The 16,352-nt window shown below is 71.4% G+C and carries 12 protein-coding genes; 8 read left to right on the top strand and 4 right to left on the bottom strand.

Going from position 1 to position 16,352, the window contains the following annotated elements; translation table 11 throughout:
- Positions 1 to 25 precede the first annotated feature (25 nt).
- From I4Q55_RS27385 to I4Q55_RS27365, 5 genes are read left to right on the top strand one after another with little or no spacing between them, the layout of a single operon-like run.
- A complete protein-coding gene (locus I4Q55_RS27385; protein ID WP_206791590.1) occupies positions 26 to 1,471 on the top strand; it encodes a sodium:solute symporter in 1,446 nt (481 codons plus the stop codon).
- Entirely contained in the window at positions 1,464 to 2,408 is a 945-nt protein-coding gene (gene speB / locus I4Q55_RS27380; RefSeq protein ID WP_206791589.1) for an agmatinase, read from the top strand. Before I4Q55_RS27385 ends, speB begins: the two co-directional genes overlap by 8 nt.
- Positions 2,405 to 4,048: a thiamine pyrophosphate-binding protein gene (locus I4Q55_RS27375; RefSeq protein WP_206791588.1), complete on the top strand. Its 1,644-nt coding sequence runs from the start codon at positions 2,405 to 2,407 to the stop codon at positions 4,046 to 4,048. The genes speB and I4Q55_RS27375 overlap by 4 nt, the downstream gene beginning before the upstream one ends.
- Entirely contained in the window at positions 4,045 to 5,403 is a 1,359-nt protein-coding gene (locus I4Q55_RS27370) for an aminobutyraldehyde dehydrogenase (RefSeq protein ID WP_206791587.1), read from the top strand. The genes I4Q55_RS27375 and I4Q55_RS27370 overlap by 4 nt, the downstream gene beginning before the upstream one ends.
- Complete coding sequence (locus tag I4Q55_RS27365; RefSeq protein ID WP_206791586.1) at positions 5,400 to 6,848, top strand: cytosine permease; 1,449 nt, start codon at positions 5,400 to 5,402, stop codon at positions 6,846 to 6,848. Before I4Q55_RS27370 ends, I4Q55_RS27365 begins: the two co-directional genes overlap by 4 nt.
- Positions 6,849 to 7,054: 206 nt before the next feature.
- On the opposite strand, the gene dxs is transcribed toward I4Q55_RS27365, so the two are convergent.
- Entirely contained in the window at positions 7,055 to 8,965 is a 1,911-nt protein-coding gene (gene dxs / locus I4Q55_RS27360; RefSeq protein WP_206791585.1) for a 1-deoxy-D-xylulose-5-phosphate synthase, read from the bottom strand.
- 175 nt (positions 8,966 to 9,140) lie between these two features.
- On the opposite strand from dxs, the gene I4Q55_RS27355 reads away from it, so the two are divergent.
- Positions 9,141 to 10,610, top strand: a complete 1,470-nt coding sequence (locus I4Q55_RS27355; RefSeq protein WP_206791584.1) for an aldehyde dehydrogenase family protein — start codon at positions 9,141 to 9,143, stop codon at positions 10,608 to 10,610.
- Between the two features lie 256 nt (positions 10,611 to 10,866).
- Here I4Q55_RS27355 and I4Q55_RS27350 read toward each other — a convergent pair whose 3' ends face one another.
- The 3 genes from I4Q55_RS27350 to I4Q55_RS27340 are packed head-to-tail and all read right to left on the bottom strand — an operon-like array spanning position 10,867 to position 14,682.
- Entirely contained in the window at positions 10,867 to 11,430 is a 564-nt protein-coding gene (locus tag I4Q55_RS27350) for a TIGR03086 family metal-binding protein (RefSeq protein WP_206791583.1), read from the bottom strand.
- A gap of 34 nt (positions 11,431 to 11,464) precedes the next feature.
- On the bottom strand, positions 11,465 to 12,652 hold the full coding sequence (locus tag I4Q55_RS27345) for a class I SAM-dependent RNA methyltransferase (protein WP_206791580.1): 1,188 nt from the start codon (positions 12,650 to 12,652) through the stop codon (positions 11,465 to 11,467).
- Positions 12,649 to 14,682: an APC family permease gene (locus I4Q55_RS27340; RefSeq protein WP_206791578.1), complete on the bottom strand. Its 2,034-nt coding sequence runs from the start codon at positions 14,680 to 14,682 to the stop codon at positions 12,649 to 12,651. Before I4Q55_RS27340 ends, I4Q55_RS27345 begins: the two co-directional genes overlap by 4 nt.
- A 92-nt stretch (positions 14,683 to 14,774) precedes the next feature.
- On the opposite strand from I4Q55_RS27340, the gene I4Q55_RS27335 reads away from it, so the two are divergent.
- Entirely contained in the window at positions 14,775 to 15,440 is a 666-nt protein-coding gene (locus tag I4Q55_RS27335; RefSeq protein WP_206791576.1) for a TrkA family potassium uptake protein, read from the top strand.
- Positions 15,437 to 16,093 carry a TrkA family potassium uptake protein gene (locus I4Q55_RS27330; RefSeq protein ID WP_206791574.1) on the top strand — a complete coding sequence of 219 codons (657 nt, stop codon included), beginning with the start codon at positions 15,437 to 15,439 and terminating at the stop codon, positions 16,091 to 16,093. The genes I4Q55_RS27335 and I4Q55_RS27330 overlap by 4 nt, the downstream gene beginning before the upstream one ends.
- Positions 16,094 to 16,352 lie beyond the last annotated feature (259 nt).

Genomic DNA, 16,352 nt, shown 5'->3' with positions numbered 1-16,352 from the left:
CCCGAAACGACGTGAGGAGGACACCGTGACCGGCGACTACGCAGTGATCGCGCTGTACATCGCGGCCATGCTCGGGGTCGGCTGGTACGGCCTCCGGCTCGCGAAGACGAAGTCCGACTACCTGGTCGCCGGGCGGCGGCTGGGCTGGTTCATGTACTCCGGCACGATGTCGGCGGTCGTCCTCGGCGGCGCGTCGACGGTCGGCGGCGTGAAGCTCGGCTACACCTACGGCATCTCCGGCATGTGGCTGGTCGTCAGCATCGGCGTCGGCATCCTGGTGCTGCACGCGCTGTTCGCGCGGCGGCTGGTCCGGCTGAAGGTCTACACCGTCGGCGAGATGCTCGACCTGCGCTACGGCGGCCGCACCAGCGCGGTGTCCGGGGTCGTCATGTGGGGCTACACGCTGATGCTCACGGTGACCTCGACGCTGGCGTTCGCGACGATCTTCAAGGTGCTGTTCGACCTGCCGAACTGGGCCGGGATCGCGATCGGCGGCTCGATCGTGGTGCTCTACTCGGTGCTCGGCGGCATGTGGTCGATCACGCTCACCGACATCGCCCAGTTCGTCATCAAGACCATCGGCATCCTGCTGATCCTGCTGCCGGTGGCGGTCACCTCCGCCGGCGGCTTCGACGGCATGAGCGCCAAGCTCGACGCGAGCTTCTTCAGCTTCACCTCGATCGGCACCGACACGATCATCACGTACTTCGTGATCTACACCTTCGGCCTGCTGATCGGCCAGGACATCTGGCAGCGCGTGTTCACCGCCCGCACGCCCGCGATCGCGACGTCCGGCGGCATCACCTCCGGCGTCTACTGCCTGGTCTACGGCCTGGCCGGCGCCCTGATCGGCACCGCCGCCCACACGCTCTACCCGGACATCGCCAGCGCGCAGGACGCCTTCGCGACGATCGTCGAGCGGCTGCTGCCGACCGGCGTCCGCGGCCTGGTCCTGGCCGCCGCGCTGTCGGCGATGATGTCGACGGCCAGCGGCGCGCTGATCGCGTGTTCCACCACCACGACGTCGGACCTGCTGACCAAGCTCGGCCTGAAGAAGGGCGGCGAAGTCAGCCGCAACCGGATCGCCACGCTGCTGCTCGGCCTGCTGGCCATCGGCATCGCGATGGTGGTCGACGACGTCGTCAACGCGCTCACCATCGCCTACGACATCCTGGTCGGCGGCCTGCTGGTGGCGATCGTCGGCGCGCTGTTCTGGAAGCGCGGCACGCGGCAGGGCGCGTACGCGTCGATGGTGGCCGGCACGATCTCGGTCATCGCGTTCATGATCATCGACGGCGTGGCCGCCAACACCCCGATCTACTGGGGCCTCGGCGCGAGCCTGGTCGTCTACCTGGCGGTCAGCTACGCCACCCCCCGCACCTCCGAGGCCGTTCTGTCCGTCTGGACCCGCCGCCTGAGCGGCCAGGAAGCACCCATCGAGAACCGGGAACAGGAGCCCACCAGTGCCTAACATCGGACCCCTCGACTCGTCGCGCATCCCCCGGTTCGCCGGCTTCGCGACCTTCGCGCGGCTGCCGCGGATCGACCAGGTCGAGCGCGCCGACGTCGCCGTCGTCGGGGTGCCCTTCGACTCCGGCGTGTCCTACCGGCCCGGCGCGCGGTTCGGCCCGGCCGCCGTCCGCGAGGCGAGCCGGCTGCTGCGGCCGTACCACCCCGAACTGGACGTCTCGCCGTTCGCCGAGAAGCAGGTCGTGGACGCGGGTGACATCGCCGTCAACCCGTTCAACATCGGCGAGGCGATCGAGACGCTGCAGCAGGAAGCCGAGGCACTGCAGGCGGACGGCACGCGGCTGGTGACCGTCGGCGGCGACCACACCATCGCGCTGCCGCTGCTGCGCGCGGCGGCGAAGCAGCACGGACCCGTCGCGCTGCTGCACTTCGACGCCCACCTCGACACCTGGGACACCTACTTCGGCGAGCCGTACACCCACGGCACCCCGTTCCGGCGGGCGTCGGAGGAGGGCATCCTCGACACGAGCGCACTGTCGCACGTCGGCACGCGCGGGCCGCTGTACGGCAAGCGCGACCTCGACGAGGACCGCCGGCTCGGCTTCGGCATCGTCACCTCCGGCGACGTCATGCGCCGCGGGGTCGCCGAGACGGTCGACGCGCTGCGGCAGCGCATCGGCGACCGCCCGCTGTACGTCTCGGTCGACATCGACGTGCTCGACCCGGCCCACGCCCCCGGCACCGGCACGCCCGAGGCGGGCGGGCTGACCAGCCGCGAGCTGCTGGAGATCCTGCGCGGGCTGCGCGACCTCAACCTGGTCGGCGCGGACGTCGTCGAGCTGGCCCCGGCCTACGACCACGCCGAGATCACCGCCATCGCGGCCTCCCACGTCGCCTACGACCTGGTGAGCCTGCTGGCCCTGGGGAAGGGCGCATGAGCCGCATCGGCGGCGACGTCGTCGTCGAGACCCTGCGGACGCTGGGTGCCGACACGGTGTTCGGCCTGCCGGGCCAGCACGCGCTGGGCCTGTTCGAGGCGTTGCGGCGGGCCGAGGACCTGCGCGTGATCAGCGGGCGCGTCGAGAACAACCTCGCCTTCGCCGCCGACGGGCACGCCCGGGCCCGGCTCGCGGCCGACCCGGACGGCCCGGTGCCGGTGACGCCGTTGATCGTCTCGACCGGACCGGGCGCGCTGCTGACGCTGGCGTCGCTGCAGGAGTCGCGCGCGGCGTCGGTGCCGGTGCTCGGCATTTCGAGCCAGGTCCCGGTCGCCGGGCTCGGCGGCGGCCGGCACGGCTACCTGCACGAACTGCCCGACCAGCAGGCGAGCTTCGCCGGCGTCGTCAAGTCGGTGCACGTCGTGCGGCGCGCGAGCCAGATCCCGACGGCGCTGCGGGAGGCGTGGACGTCGGCGGCGACCGCGCCCTACGGCCCGGTGTGGGTCGAGATCCCCCAGGACGTGCTGCTCGGCCCGGCCGGGGTCCCGCCGATCACGTCGGTGTCGGCCGCACCGGTTCCCCTGGAGCCGCTGCCGGAGCTGGTGACGGCGGCGGCGGAGCTGCTGGGCGCGGCGGCGAACCCGGTGATCCTCGCCGGCGGCGGGGCGCTGCGGTCGGGAGCACACGCGGAGCTGACGGCGCTCGCGGAAGCGTTGCGGGCACCGGTGATCTCGACGTTCGGCGGCAAGGGCGTCTTCGGCTGGGACCACGAGCTGTCCGGGCGGTCGTGGCTGGAGGACTGGCACACCACCGAGTTCCTCGCCGCGGCCGACGTGCTGCTCGTGCTCGGCTCCGGCCTCGGCGAGCTGTCCAGCAACTACCGCGAGTTCGCGCCGCGCGGCCGGGTCGTCCAGGTCGAGGCCGACCTGGGGAAGCTGGAGTCGAACTACCCGGGACTGGGCATCCACGCCGACGTCCGGCGCACGCTGCAGGCGCTGCTGGAATGGGTGCCGATGCGGGCGTCCGACGGCCGGGCCGAAAAGGCGGTTTCGGGGCTGCTGTCCGCGGTGGAGTCCCGGTTGGAGGGTCAGGACCTGGCGGCCGAGCGGAAGCTGATCGACGACATCCGGGCCGCGCTCCCGGACGGCACGCAGACGTTCTGGGACATGACGATCGCGGCGTACTGGGCCTGGTCGGCGTGGAACCCCGAAGGCGCGCCGATCCACACCGCCCAGGGCGCGGGCGGGCTGGGCTACGGGCTGCCGGGTGCCCTCGGCGGCGCGGCAGCGGGTCGGCCGACGCTCGCGGTGTCCGGCGACGGCGGCGCGATGTACGGCGTCGCCGAGCTGGCCACGGCGGTGCAGCACGACCTCGACGTCACGTGGCTGATCGTCGACGACGGCGGCTACGGCATCCTCCGCGAGTACCTCACCGACACGTTCGGCCGGACGACGGCGACCGAACTGACCCGGCCGGACTTCGTCGCGCTGGCGTCCTCCTTCGGCGTGCCGGCCCGGCTGTCTTCTTTGGACACCGTGAGCGCGGACCTGGCGGCCGCGCTGCGCACCCCCGGCCCGTCCGTCGTCGTCCTCCCGGCCCTCTTGAAGCTGTTCGCGCCGACCCACCTGGAGAAGGCATGACCCGCACGCTCGACCTGACCGACCCGGCGACCGGCGAGGTGTCCGGCACCTCCCCCGTCGCTTCCGAGTCCGAAGTGGACGCGGCACTCGAATCGGCCGCGCAAGCGTTTGCGACCTGGCGTCGCAGCACCCCGGCCCAGCGGCAGCTGGCGCTGCTGAAGATCGCCGACGCCCTCGAGGCGAGGGCGTCGGAGTTCGCGGACCTCGAGGTGCGCGAGACGGGCAAGATCCGCGCTGTGGTTCTCGAGGAGGAGATCCCGGAGTGCGTGAGCGCGCTGCGCTTCTTCGCCGGCGCCGCCCGGAACCTCGAAGGCACGGCGGCCGGCGAGTACACGCCGGGCCACACGTCGGTGATCCGCCGCGAGCCGATCGGCGTCTGCGCGCAGATCGCCCCGTGGAACTACCCGCTGATGATGGCGGTCTGGAAGATCGCCCCGGCCCTGGCGGCGGGCAACACGGTGGTGCTCAAGCCGGCCGAGACGACGCCGTCGACGGCGGTGCGGCTGGCCGAGGTGGCGGCGGACTTCCTGCCGCCGGGAGCGTTCACGGTGCTGACCGGCGACCGCGACACCGGCCGAGCCCTGGTCAAGCACCCGATCACGGCCTTGGTCTCGATCACGGGATCGACGCGCGCGGGCATCGACGTGGCGACGGTGGCCGCGGCGGACCTCAAGCGCACCCACCTGGAGCTGGGCGGCAACGCACCGCTGCTGGTGTTCCCCGACGTCGACCTGGCGGCGACGGTCGAGGGCATCGTGGACGCGGCGTTCTACAACGCGGGCCAGGACTGCACGGCGGGCAGCCGGGTCCTGGTCCACGAGTCGATCCACGACGACTTCGTCGCGTCGCTGGCCAAGGCCGCGGCTTCGCGGACGCCGGGCGTGGACTTCGGTCCGCTCAACAGCGCGGCGCAGTTCTCCCGCGTCGAGGGCCTCATCTCGCGGCTGCCGGCACACGCCCGCGTCGAGACCGGCGGCACCAGGTTCGGTTCGCAGGGCTTCTACTTCTCCCCCACGGTGGTTTCGGGCGTGCGCCAGGACGACGAGATCGTCCAGGAGGAGATCTTCGGCCCGGTGATCACGGTCCAGTCCTTTCCGGACGAACCCGCCGGCGTGGCGCTCGCCAACGGCGTCCCGTACGGGCTGGCCTCGTCGGTGTGGACGCGCGACCTCGCGGTGGCGGCCCGGGTCTCGGCCGAACTGGACTTCGGCTGCGTGTGGGTCAACACGCACGGGCCGTTGGTGGCCGAGATGCCCCACGGCGGCTTCGGCCATTCCGGCCACGGCAAGGACCTGTCGGGGTACGCGTTCGCCGAGTACACGCGCGTCAAGCACGTGATGACGAGGTTCGCATGAGCACCCGGGTGACGGAGGTCGAGCACCACGGCATCGCCCCGATCCCGCCGGCGGAGCAGACCTCCCGCCCCCGAGACCTCTTCCGGCTGGCGTTCGGCGGCGCGAACACGTTCGCGACGATCATCCTGGGAACGTTGCCGATCGCGTACGGCTTGAGCTTCCGCGACGCGGTCCTGGCAACGGCGCTCGGCGTGGTGGTCGGCGGCCTGGTCCTGGCACCGATGGCGTTGTTCGGCCCCCGCACCCGGACGAACAACGCGGTGTCGTCCGGAGCCCACTTCGGCGTGGTCGGGAGATGTGTCGGCTCGTTCCTGTCCCTGCTGACGGCAATAACGTTCTTCGCGATCTCGGTCTGGGTGAGCGGCGACGCGGTGGCGGGCGCGGCCCAGCGGCTGTTCGGCTTCGACGGCGGCGCGGTACTGCGCGCCACCGCGTACGGCGTGATCGCGATCGCCACGTTGGTGGTGTGCATCTACGGCTACCGCTTCATGCTCCTGATCAACCGGATCGCGGTGGTACTGGGCACGGCGATCATGTTGCTGGGAGTGTTCGCTTACGGCGGCACGTTCGACCCGGGTTATGCAGGAACGGGAACGTACGCTCTGGGAACGTTCTGGCCGACGTTCACGTTGGCGGCCCTGACGGCATTGGCCAACCCGATCTCGTTCGGCGCGTTCCTCGGCGACTGGGCGAGGTACATCCCCGCTTCGTTCAGCAAACGCTCCCTCCTGACGGCCCCGTTCCTGGCCCAGGTGGCAACGTTGCTGCCGTTCGGCTTCGGCATCGCAACGGCAACGCTGGTGGCGAACCCGGCGGACTACATCACGGGCCTGACGGCGATTTCCCCGCTGTGGTACGCCATCCCGTTGATAGCGGTGGCCCTGATCGGCGGCCTGTCGACGGGAACGACGTCGCTGTACGGAACGGGCCTGGACTTCAGTTCGATCTTCCCCCGGCTGTCCCGGGTCAGGGCAACAGTGCTGATCGGGACGTTGAGCGTGGCGTTCATCTTCGTGGGCAACTTCGTGCTGGACATGGTGTCGAGCATCAACACGTTCGCCACGCTGATCGTGCTGTGCACAAGCCCGTGGATGGTGATCATGATGATCGGCTTCGTGCAGCGACGCGGGTTCTACGACGTGGCGGACTTGCAGGTGTTCAACGAGGGCCGCCGAGGCGGCCGGTACTGGTTCACCCGCGGGGTGAACTGGCGGGCAATGGCGGCCTGGATCCCGGCGACGACGCTGGGGTTGCTGTGCGCGAACACGCCGATGATCACGGGACCACTACGGAACATCGCCGGCGGAGTGGACATCAGCCTGCTGGTGACGCTGCTGACAGCCGCAATCGCCTACCCGGCGCTGGTGAAGCTGTTCCCGGAACCCCCGGAGGTGTTCGCCACGCCGCCCCAGCCCATCGCCGAAGCTCTGTCCGCAGAGGCCTGACACCGCTCCGCCCCGGGTGGCCCGCTCGCCGAGGCCCGCCCGCGGGGGCGCCCCCCGTTTTCCACTCTACCGGCGACCACCGACAATTTCGGGAACCCGACGCAGGTACCCGGTAGCGCCCCAATGTGGCCTTCGGTGCGCCCAACGCACCCAATGTGGCCTTCGGTGCGTTGAACGCAACCAAGGCCACATTGGGGCGCTATGGTCTAGCTCCGGTTGGCATCCTTACGCGCCGGCTCATCAGAACCCAGCCGCCCCGAGGCCCACTCCGTCACGCGCCGGGCCACGTCCTGAGCGGTCAGCCCGATCCGCGAGAGCACCTCGTCCCGGCTCCCGTGGTCGTGGAACGACTGCGGCACAGCCAGATCCCGCAACGGAACATCACACTCGGCATCCCGGAACATCGCCGCCAGTGCCGAGCCGAAGCCCCCGTGGCGACCACTGTCCTCAACAGTCACCACAAGCTTGTGCTGCGAAGCAAGAGCAACCAGCTCAGCGGGCACCGGAAGAACCCACCGCGGATCCACAACGGTCACCCCGATCCCCTGGTCGGCAAGCCGATCCGCAGCCGCCAACCCGAGCGTCGCGAAAGCACCGACCGTCACCAGCAGCACATCCGCACCATGAGACGGCCGCCGCAGCACGTCGACCGTGCCGACCCGCTCGACCGCCGTGACGTCCGTCCCGACCTTCCCCTTCGAGAACCGCAGCGCGGTCGGCCCGTCCGACACCGCGACGGCCTCCCGCAGCTCCTCCCGCAGCGTCGCCGGATCACGAGGAGCGGCAACCCGCATCCCCGGCACCATGCCGAGCAGCGACAGGTCCCACATACCGTGGTGGCTGGGCCCGTCCGGCCCGGTGATCCCGGCCCGGTCGAGCACGAGCGTCACCGGCAGCCGGTGCAGCGCCACATCCATCAGCACCTGGTCGAAGGCCCGGTTCAGGAACGTCGAGTAGATCGCCACCACCGGGTGCAGCCCACCCATGGCCAGCCCCGCGGCCGAGGTGACGGCGTGCTGCTCGGCAATCCCGACGTCGTACCACCGATCCGGGAACGCGTCGGCGAACTTGTCCAGCCCGGTGGAACGCAGCATCGCCGCGGTGATCGCGACGACATCTTCACGCTCGGCACCGATCCGAGCCAGCTCGTCGCCGAACACGCCGGTCCAGCTGGGCCCCTTCACCGGCGGCAGGCCGGTCTCCGGGTCGATCGGGTCGGTCTGGTGCATCTGGTCGTGCTCGTGGTTGACCGCGGGCGCGTAGCCGTGGCCCTTCTCGGTGACCACGTGCACGATCACCGCGCCGCCGAACGACTTCGCGCTGTGGAACGCCTTCTCCAGCGCCACCTGGTCGTGGCCGTCGACCGGGCCGAGGTACTTCAGGCCCAGGTCGGAGAACATCGCCTGCGGGCTCAGCGCGTCCTTCAGGCCGGCCTTCGCGGCGTGCAGCGCCGCGTAGATCGGCTTCCCGACGACCGGGGTGTGCTTGAGGATCTCGCGGCCGCCGTCGAGGAGCCGCTCGTAGCCGGGCTGCAGGCGCAGCGCCGCGAGGTGGTCGGCCAGGCCGCCGATGGTCGGCGAGTACGACCGGCCGTTGTCGTTGATCACGATGACGACCGGGCGCTCGCGGTGCGCGGCGATGTTGTTCAGCGCCTCCCAGCACATGCCGCCGGTGAGCGCGCCGTCGCCGACCACGGCGATCGCGTGGCGGCCGCCGCCGGCCAGCTCGAACGCCTTCGCCAGGCCGTCCACATAGGACAGGCCGGACGACGCGTGGCTGCTCTCCACCCAGTCGTGCTCACTCTCCGCGCGCGAGGGGTAACCGGTGACCCCGCCCGTCTGGCGCAGCAGGTCGAACCCGGCCGCGCGGCCGGTGACGAGCTTGTGGACGTACGCCTGGTGCCCGACGTCCCACACGATCGCGTCGCGCGGCGAGTCGAACACCCGGTGCAGTGCCAGGGTCAGCTCGACGACGCCGAGGTTCGGCCCCAGGTGACCGCCCGCCCGCCGGACCTTGTCGACGAGGAAGTCCCGGATCTCGGCGGCCAGTTCGCCGAGGTCCTCGACACTCATGCGCTTCAGGTCCGCCGGTCCGCTCACGGACTCCAGCATCGTCACTCGTCTCCACCTCACTCGCTCGGTTCCGGCCAGTCTACGGAGAGCCGCCAGAGCCCGGCCGCAGGCCGCGTCCGGCGTCACAACCGGAGCGCGACCGCAGGTCAGCACGCCGGGTGACCCGCGCCTCCCCGCCGCGCTGTGGCGGTCACGCGGCGTGGCCACGAGAATGGATCGCATGGCGGATTTCTGCATCGGCGGCGAATGGGTGGACGCGGTGGACGGCGGGCGGCGCGAGATCCGCTGCCCGGCCGACGGCTCCCTGGTCGCGACGGTCGCCGAGGGCACCGCGAAGGACACCGAGGCCGCCATCGCGGCGGCGCGCCGGGCATTCGACACGGGTCCGTGGCCCGGCACGCCCGCGCACCTGCGCGGCGACCTGCTGCTGCGCACCGCGGACCTGCTCGACCGCGACGCCGAGGCGTTCGCCCGCGCCGAGTCGCTCGACACCGGCAAGCGCCTGGTCGAGAGCCGGTACGACATGGCCGACATCGCCGCCTGCCTGCGGTACTTCGGCAAGCTCGCGGCCCAGGACGCCGGGCGCGTGGTCGACACCGGCAACCCGGACGCGTTCAGCCGGATCGTGCACGAGCCGGTCGGCGTGTGCGGGCTGATCACGCCGTGGAACTACCCGCTGCTGCAGACCGTGTGGAAGATCGCCCCGGCGCTGGCCGCGGGCAACACGTTCGTGCTCAAGCCCAGCGAGCTGACCCCGCACACCGCGATCCTGTTCCTCAAGCTGCTCACCGAGGCCGGCCTGCCGCCGGGCGCAGGCAACCTGGTGCTCGGCGCCGGCGCCGAGGCCGGCGCGCCGCTGGCGTCGCACCCGGACGTCGACCTCGTGTCGTTCACCGGCGGCCTGGCGACCGGCAAGGTGATCGCCGCGGCGGCCGCCGGAACGGTCAAGAAGGTCGCCCTGGAGCTGGGCGGAAAGAACCCGAACGTGGTGTTCGCCGACGCCGACTTCGAGACCGCGGTCGACTACGCGCTGACGGCGGTGTTCCTGCACTCGGGCCAGGTGTGCTCGGCGGGCGCGCGGCTGATCGTGCAGCGGGAGTGGCACGACGAGTTCGTCGACGAGCTGGTGCGCCGCGCCGAGCGGATCCGCTTGGGCGGCCCGTTCGACGCGCAGGCGGAGACCGGCCCGCTGATCTCGGCGGCCCACCGGGAGAAGGTCGAGGCGTACGTGGCCGCGGCGCTGGCCGAGGGCGCGGTGCTGCGCACGGGCGGCCGCCGCCCGGACGACCCGGCCCTCGCCGACGGCTTCTACTACCTGCCGACCATCCTCGACCAGGTGAAACAGGGTTCGTCGGCGGTCGTCGACGAGTCGTTCGGCCCGGTCCTGACGGTCGAGACGTTCACCGACGAGGACGACGCGGTCCGCATCGCCAACGACACCCACTACGGCCTGGCCGGGGCGGTGTTCACGAACGACGCTTCGCGGGCCCAGCGCGTGGCCGGGCGGCTGCGCCACGGGACGGTGTGGATCAACGACTTCCACCCGTACCTGCCCCAGGCCGAGTGGGGCGGCTACAAGCAGTCCGGGTTCGGCCGCGAGCTGGGCCCGACCGGGCTGGCCGAGTACACCGAGGTCAAGCACATCTACCAGAACCTGCGGCCGGAACCGCAGCACTGGTTCGGGGGCTGAACGCGCTTAACGAGACGTCCAAGCGCGCCCGCACCGGCCGAGCGACCGCTACGCGAAGCGTCCAGCGCGCCGGCGCGCTCACCTGGTGCCGCCGATCGCCCGAACTCCTGACTCCCTTCTTCCCCGGCCCCGCCGGACCGAGCCGGCCGCTCACCGCCCTCGGCCCCAGGAACACCGCGCCAGCCGCTCACCGCCCGCCGCCCCAGGCACACCGCGCCAGCCGCTCACCACCTTCCGGTATCCCAGGCACACCGCGCTAACCATTCACCGCCTTCCGCCCCAGGAACGCCGCCAGCCGGTCGGCCGCCGGCGCGTCGGGGGCCGCCTGGACCTCCGGGCCGAACGGGCCGCCCGGCTGCCGTGGCGCCGTCCCGAACCGGGTCCGCCACTGCGCCAGCGCCCGGGCCGCCAGGTCGGGCAGCAGGTCCGTCGGGCGGCCGGTCGCGTCCGCGATGTCCCAGCCGTGGGCGAGGTACTCGTTCACCCTCATGTGCACCAGGAACACCCCCGGCACCTCACCGAGCGGAGTCGTCACCTGCCGCGTGAGCAGCCGAGGCTCGGCCAGCACCGCCCGCGCCGCCGCCACCGACGCGGCGAACGCCTCGGCCGGCGAGACACCCAGGTGATCACCGTCCGGGGCCGGTGGGCCCGCGCCCGCCCAGAACGCCACTTTCGCGTTGCCGTGTGCGAGGTGGTTCACCACCGCGCGCACGTCCCAGTCCGCGCACGCCGTCGGGCGCGCCCACTGATCGGGGCCGATCGCCGAAACCAGGCCGGTCACCGTCGAAGCCGCGAGGTCGAAGTCATCGAGTTCGGTCATGGGAGACAGTGTGCCGACCACCACCGACAAAAACTCAGGACAGCAGCGCCACGCACTCCACGTGGTGGGTCATCGGGAACGCGTCGAACGCCCGCAGGTCCGTCAGCGAGTACCCGTGCGCCGCGAAGCTCGCCACATCGCGCGCCAGCGCCGCCGGGTCGCAGGCCACGTACACGATCCGGTCCGGGGCACCCGCCACGATCGACTCCACGACCGCCTTGCCCGCGCCCTTGCGGGGCGGGTCCAGCACCACCACGTCGACCGGCTTGGCCGCCGACGCCAGCACGTGCTCCACCCGCCCGGCACGCCACGAAACCTGCGGCAGGTCCGCGAGGTTGCGCTCGCCGTCGGCGACCGCGCGCCGGCCGGACTCGACCGCGAGCACGTGGCCCGAAGCACCCACCTGGGCCGCCAGCACCGAGGCGAACAACCCGACCCCCGCGTAGAGGTCCCAGGCCGTGCCACCGGACGGCGCCTCCGCCCACTCCCCCACGACGGCGGCCAGTGTCGACGCCGCCGCCGGGTGGACCTGCCAGAAGCCGTGCGCGTCGAGCCGCCAGTCGCGGCCCGCCGCGTGCTGGACCGCGACCCCGCCGCTCAGCTGCCGCGCCCGCACCTTCCCGCGCACGGTCGACAGCTCCCGGACGTGCACGTCCCCGTCGCCGTCGCGGGTGACCTCCAGCTCGCTGCCCGGCCGCCAGCGCCGCGCCAGGACGTCGTCGAGCTCGCCGGGGACGGCGATCGGGCAGTCGTCCAGCGCCACCACCCGGTGGCTGTGGTGGGCGCGCAGCCCGGCGCGGCCGTCGTGCCCGGCGACCAGCCGGACCCGGCTGCGCCAGTCCAGCGGCCCGCCGTCGAGGGCCTCCACGACGACGTCCCGCTCGATGCCGGCCAGCCGCCGCAGCTGCTCCGCGACCACCGCCGCTTTCAGCGAGCGCTGGTAGTCCGGGTCGGCGTGCTGCCAGTCGCAGCCGCCGCAGCCGCCGGGCACGGCCAGCGGGCACGGCGGCGGGACCCGGTGCGGCGACGGCGTGAGCACCTCGACGGCGTCCCCGCGGCAGAACGAGCCGCCGTTGTCCTCGGTGACCTCGACGCGGACCTGCTCGCCCGGCAGCGCGTGCCGGACGAACACGACCCGCCCGTCCGCGCGCGCGACGCAGTGGCCGCCGTGCGCCACCGCGCCGACCTCGACCTCGAGCACCCGGCCCAGCCAGCTCGTCATTCGGCAGGCTCCTTGGGCTTCGGCGCCGTGACCGGCTTCCCGTTGGGCGAGAACCCGCGGCGGACGTCGCCCGCGGCCGGGCGCTCGTTCCGGACCCGCGCGGCCGCCTTGGCCGACGACTGCAGCTGCCACGGCACGCTCGCCACGACCACGCCGGACTGGAACAGCAGGCGGCCCTTGAGCCGCAGCGCGCTCTGGTTGTGCAGCACCTGCTCCCACCAGTGCCCGACCACGTACTCCGGGATGAACACGGTGACCACGTTGCGCGGATTGTCACCGCGCACGCGCTTCACGTAGTCGAGGACGGGTTTCGTGATCTCGCGGTAGGGCGACTCGACGACCTTCAGCGGCACCTTGAAGTTGTGCGCGTCCCATTCCTGCGTCAGGCGCCGCGTGTCCGCGTCGTCCACATTGACCGTCACGGCTTCGAGGACGTCCGGGCGCATCGCCTTGGCGTAGGCCAGCGCCCGCAGCGTCGGACGGTGCAGTTTGGACACCAGGACGATGGCGTGGTTGCGCGAGGGCAGCACGGTCGGGGTGTCGCCGAGGTCCTTCAGCTCGTCGGCCACCCGGTCGTAGTGGCGCCGGATCGCCGTCATCAGCGCGTAGATCGCCACCATGGCGGCGATCGCGATCCAGGCGCCGAGCAGGAACTTGGTGATGAGCACGATCACCAGGACGGTCGCGGTCATCGTCAGGCCGATCGCGTTCACCGTCTGCGAGCGCCGCATCCGCCGCCGCACACCCGGGTCGGTTTCCTTGGCCAGCAACCGGTTCCAGTGCCGGATCATGCCGGCCTGGCTCACCGTGAACGACACGAACACGCCGACGATGTAGAGCTGGATGAGCCGGGTGACCTCGGCGTCGAAGGCGATGATGAGGATCAGCGCGAACGCCGCGAGGAACAGGATGCCGTTCGAGAACGCCAGCCGGTCGCCGCGGGTGTGCAGCTGCCGCGGCAGGTAGCGGTCCTGCGCCAGGATCGAGCCGAGCACCGGGAAGCCGTTGAACGCGGTGTTGGCGGCCAGCAGCAGGATGATGCCGGTGGAGAAGGAGATGTAGTAGAAGGCCGGCGGGAAGTCGGCGAACACCGCGTGCGCGATCTGCGCGACGATCGTCTTCTGCTCGTAGCCCGCGGGCGCGCCGGCGAGCTGCGTCTCCGGGTCCTCGGCGAACTTGACGTCGGTGATCGTGGCCAGCGTGATGATGCCGACCAGCATGGTGACCGCGAGCACGCCCATCATCAGCAGCGTGGTCGCCGCGTTCTTCGACTTCGGTTTCCGGAACGCCGGGACGCCGTTGCTGATCGCCTCGACCCCGGTCAGCGCCGCAGCGCCGGAGGAGAACGCCCGCAGCACCAGGAACGCGTACGCCACGCCCGCGAAGGTGCCTTCGGCGTTCAGCGTGAAGCCGGCGCTCTCGGCCTTCATCTCGGTGCCGGTGGCGGCCTGCACCAGGCCCCAGGCGACCATGACGAGGATGCCGATGATGAACCCGTACGTCGGGATCGCGAAGGCCTTGCCCGACTCGCGGATGCCCCGCAGGTTCAGCGACGTCAGCACGACGACGATGACGATGGAGGCGAGCACCTTGTGCTGTGCCACCCACGGGACGGCCGAGCCGATGTTGGCCACACCGGACGAAGTGGACACCGCGACGGTGAGCACGTAGTCGACGAGCAGCGCGCTCGCCACGGTGAGGCCGAACTTGCCGCCCAGGTTCGTGTTGGCGACCTCGTAGTCGCCGCCGCCGCTGGGGTAGGCGTGCACGTTCTGCCGGTAGGACGCGACGACGACGAGCATGACCAGGGCGACCATGACGCCGATCCACGGCGCCAGCGCGTACGCCGAGAGACCCGCCACGCTCAGCGTCAGGAAAATTTCTTCCGGCGCGTACGCCACGCTCGAGAGCGCGTCGGAGGCGAAGATCGGCAGCGCGATGCGCTTGGGCAGCAGCGTGTGGGACAGCCGGTCGCTGCGGAACGGACGTCCGAGGACCAGGCGTTTCAGCACGGTCGGGAACTTCGACACCACGGCAGCGTACTTGGGGACGGGCACGGTAGGTTCGGCGCTGGTGGATAGGGGTAGGTCGGACGGGGTAACCGCCGAGGAGGAGGCAGGGCGTGCACGTGGTGATCATGGGATGCGGCCGGGTCGGCGCGTCCCTGGCCGCTGCGCTGGAGCGGCTCGGCCACGAGGTGGCCGTCATCGACAAGAACCAGCAGGCGTTCCGCCGGCTCGGCAGCGACTTCCACGGCCAGCAGGTCGTCGGCGTCGGCTTCGACCGGCGGGTGCTCGTCGAGGCGGGCATCGAGCGGGCCGGCGCGTTCGCGGCGGTGTCCAGCGGCGACAATTCGAACATCATTTCGGCGCGGGTCGCGCGCGAGAACTTCGGCATCGAGCACGTCGTCGCGCGGATCTACGACCACAAGCGCGCGGCGGTGTACGAGCGGCTGGGCATCCCGACGGTGGCGACCGTGCCGTGGACCACCGACCGCTTCCTGCGCACCCTGCTGCCGGACGGCGTCGCGTCGGCGTGGCGGGACCCGTCGGGCAACGTGGCGCTGCTGCAGCTGCCGCTGCACGAGGGCTGGGTCGGGCACACGGTGAGGTCTCTGCAGGAGGCGACCGGCGCGCGGGTGGCGTTCATCATGCGCTTCGGCACCGGGGTGCTGCCGGACACCAAGACGGTGTTGCAGGCCGACGACGTCGTGTGGGTGGCGGCGCGGTCCGGCACCGTCAGCGACGTGACGAGTGTGGCCCATCGCGGACCGGAGGACGAGGCATGAGGGTCGCGATTGCCGGCGCCGGGGCGGTCGGCCGCTCCATCGCCGCCGAGCTGATCGACGGCAGGCACCAGGTGATGCTGATCGAGCGCGAGGCCGACCAGTTCGAGCCGCACGCGGTCGAGCAGGCCGACTGGGTCCTCGGCGACGCGTGCGAGGTGTCGATCCTGGAGGAATCCGGGATCGAGCAGTGCGACGTCGTCATCGCCGCGACGGGCGACGACAAGGCGAACCTGGTGGTGTCCCTGCTGGCCAAGACGGAGTTCGCGGTGCGGCGCGTGGTGGCCCGGGTGAACAACCCGGCCAACGAGTGGCTGTTCACCGACGCCTGGGGCGTCGACGTGGCGGTCTCAACCCCGCGCATGCTGGCGGCGATGGTCGAGGAGGCGGTGAGCGTCGGCGACCTGGTGCGGCTGATGACGTTCCGGCAGAGCAACGCGAACCTCGTCGAGCTGACGCTGCCGGCGGAGACGCCGCTGGCCGGTAAGCCGGTGAGTGAGCTGACGCTGCCTCGGGATTCGGCTTTGGTGACCATCCTGCGCGGGGACCGGGTGATCGTGCCGCAGCCGGAGGACCCGCTGGAGCCTGGGGACGAGCTGCTGTTCGTGGCCACTGCGGATGTTGAACCGGAGATTCGGACTGCGCTCGGGTACTGAATTTCTCGGGGGCTGGTCCGGCCTTCTCTGCCGCTTCTTCCGCCACCCCGAAGCCTGATTGTGACTACGGCCGGCAGCACCGCGTCAAGGCGGGAAAGCGTGCCTTGACCCGGCGCCGCCGGCCGTGTTGGGGCTTCGGATCGGGGTTGCGGGGGGTCTGGATGTCGTCCCGTCCGGTTTTCTGCCGGGCCTTTTGCCGCGTGTCGTAAGCCGGTGCCGGCCGGCTCGCGTGACCAACCAGGCATCTCACGTGACCAGC

Source organism: Amycolatopsis sp. MtRt-6, from assembly GCF_017308975.1.
Classification (GTDB): domain Bacteria; phylum Actinomycetota; class Actinomycetes; order Mycobacteriales; family Pseudonocardiaceae; genus Amycolatopsis.
This window is presented reverse-complemented; position numbering and strand designations above follow the sequence as displayed.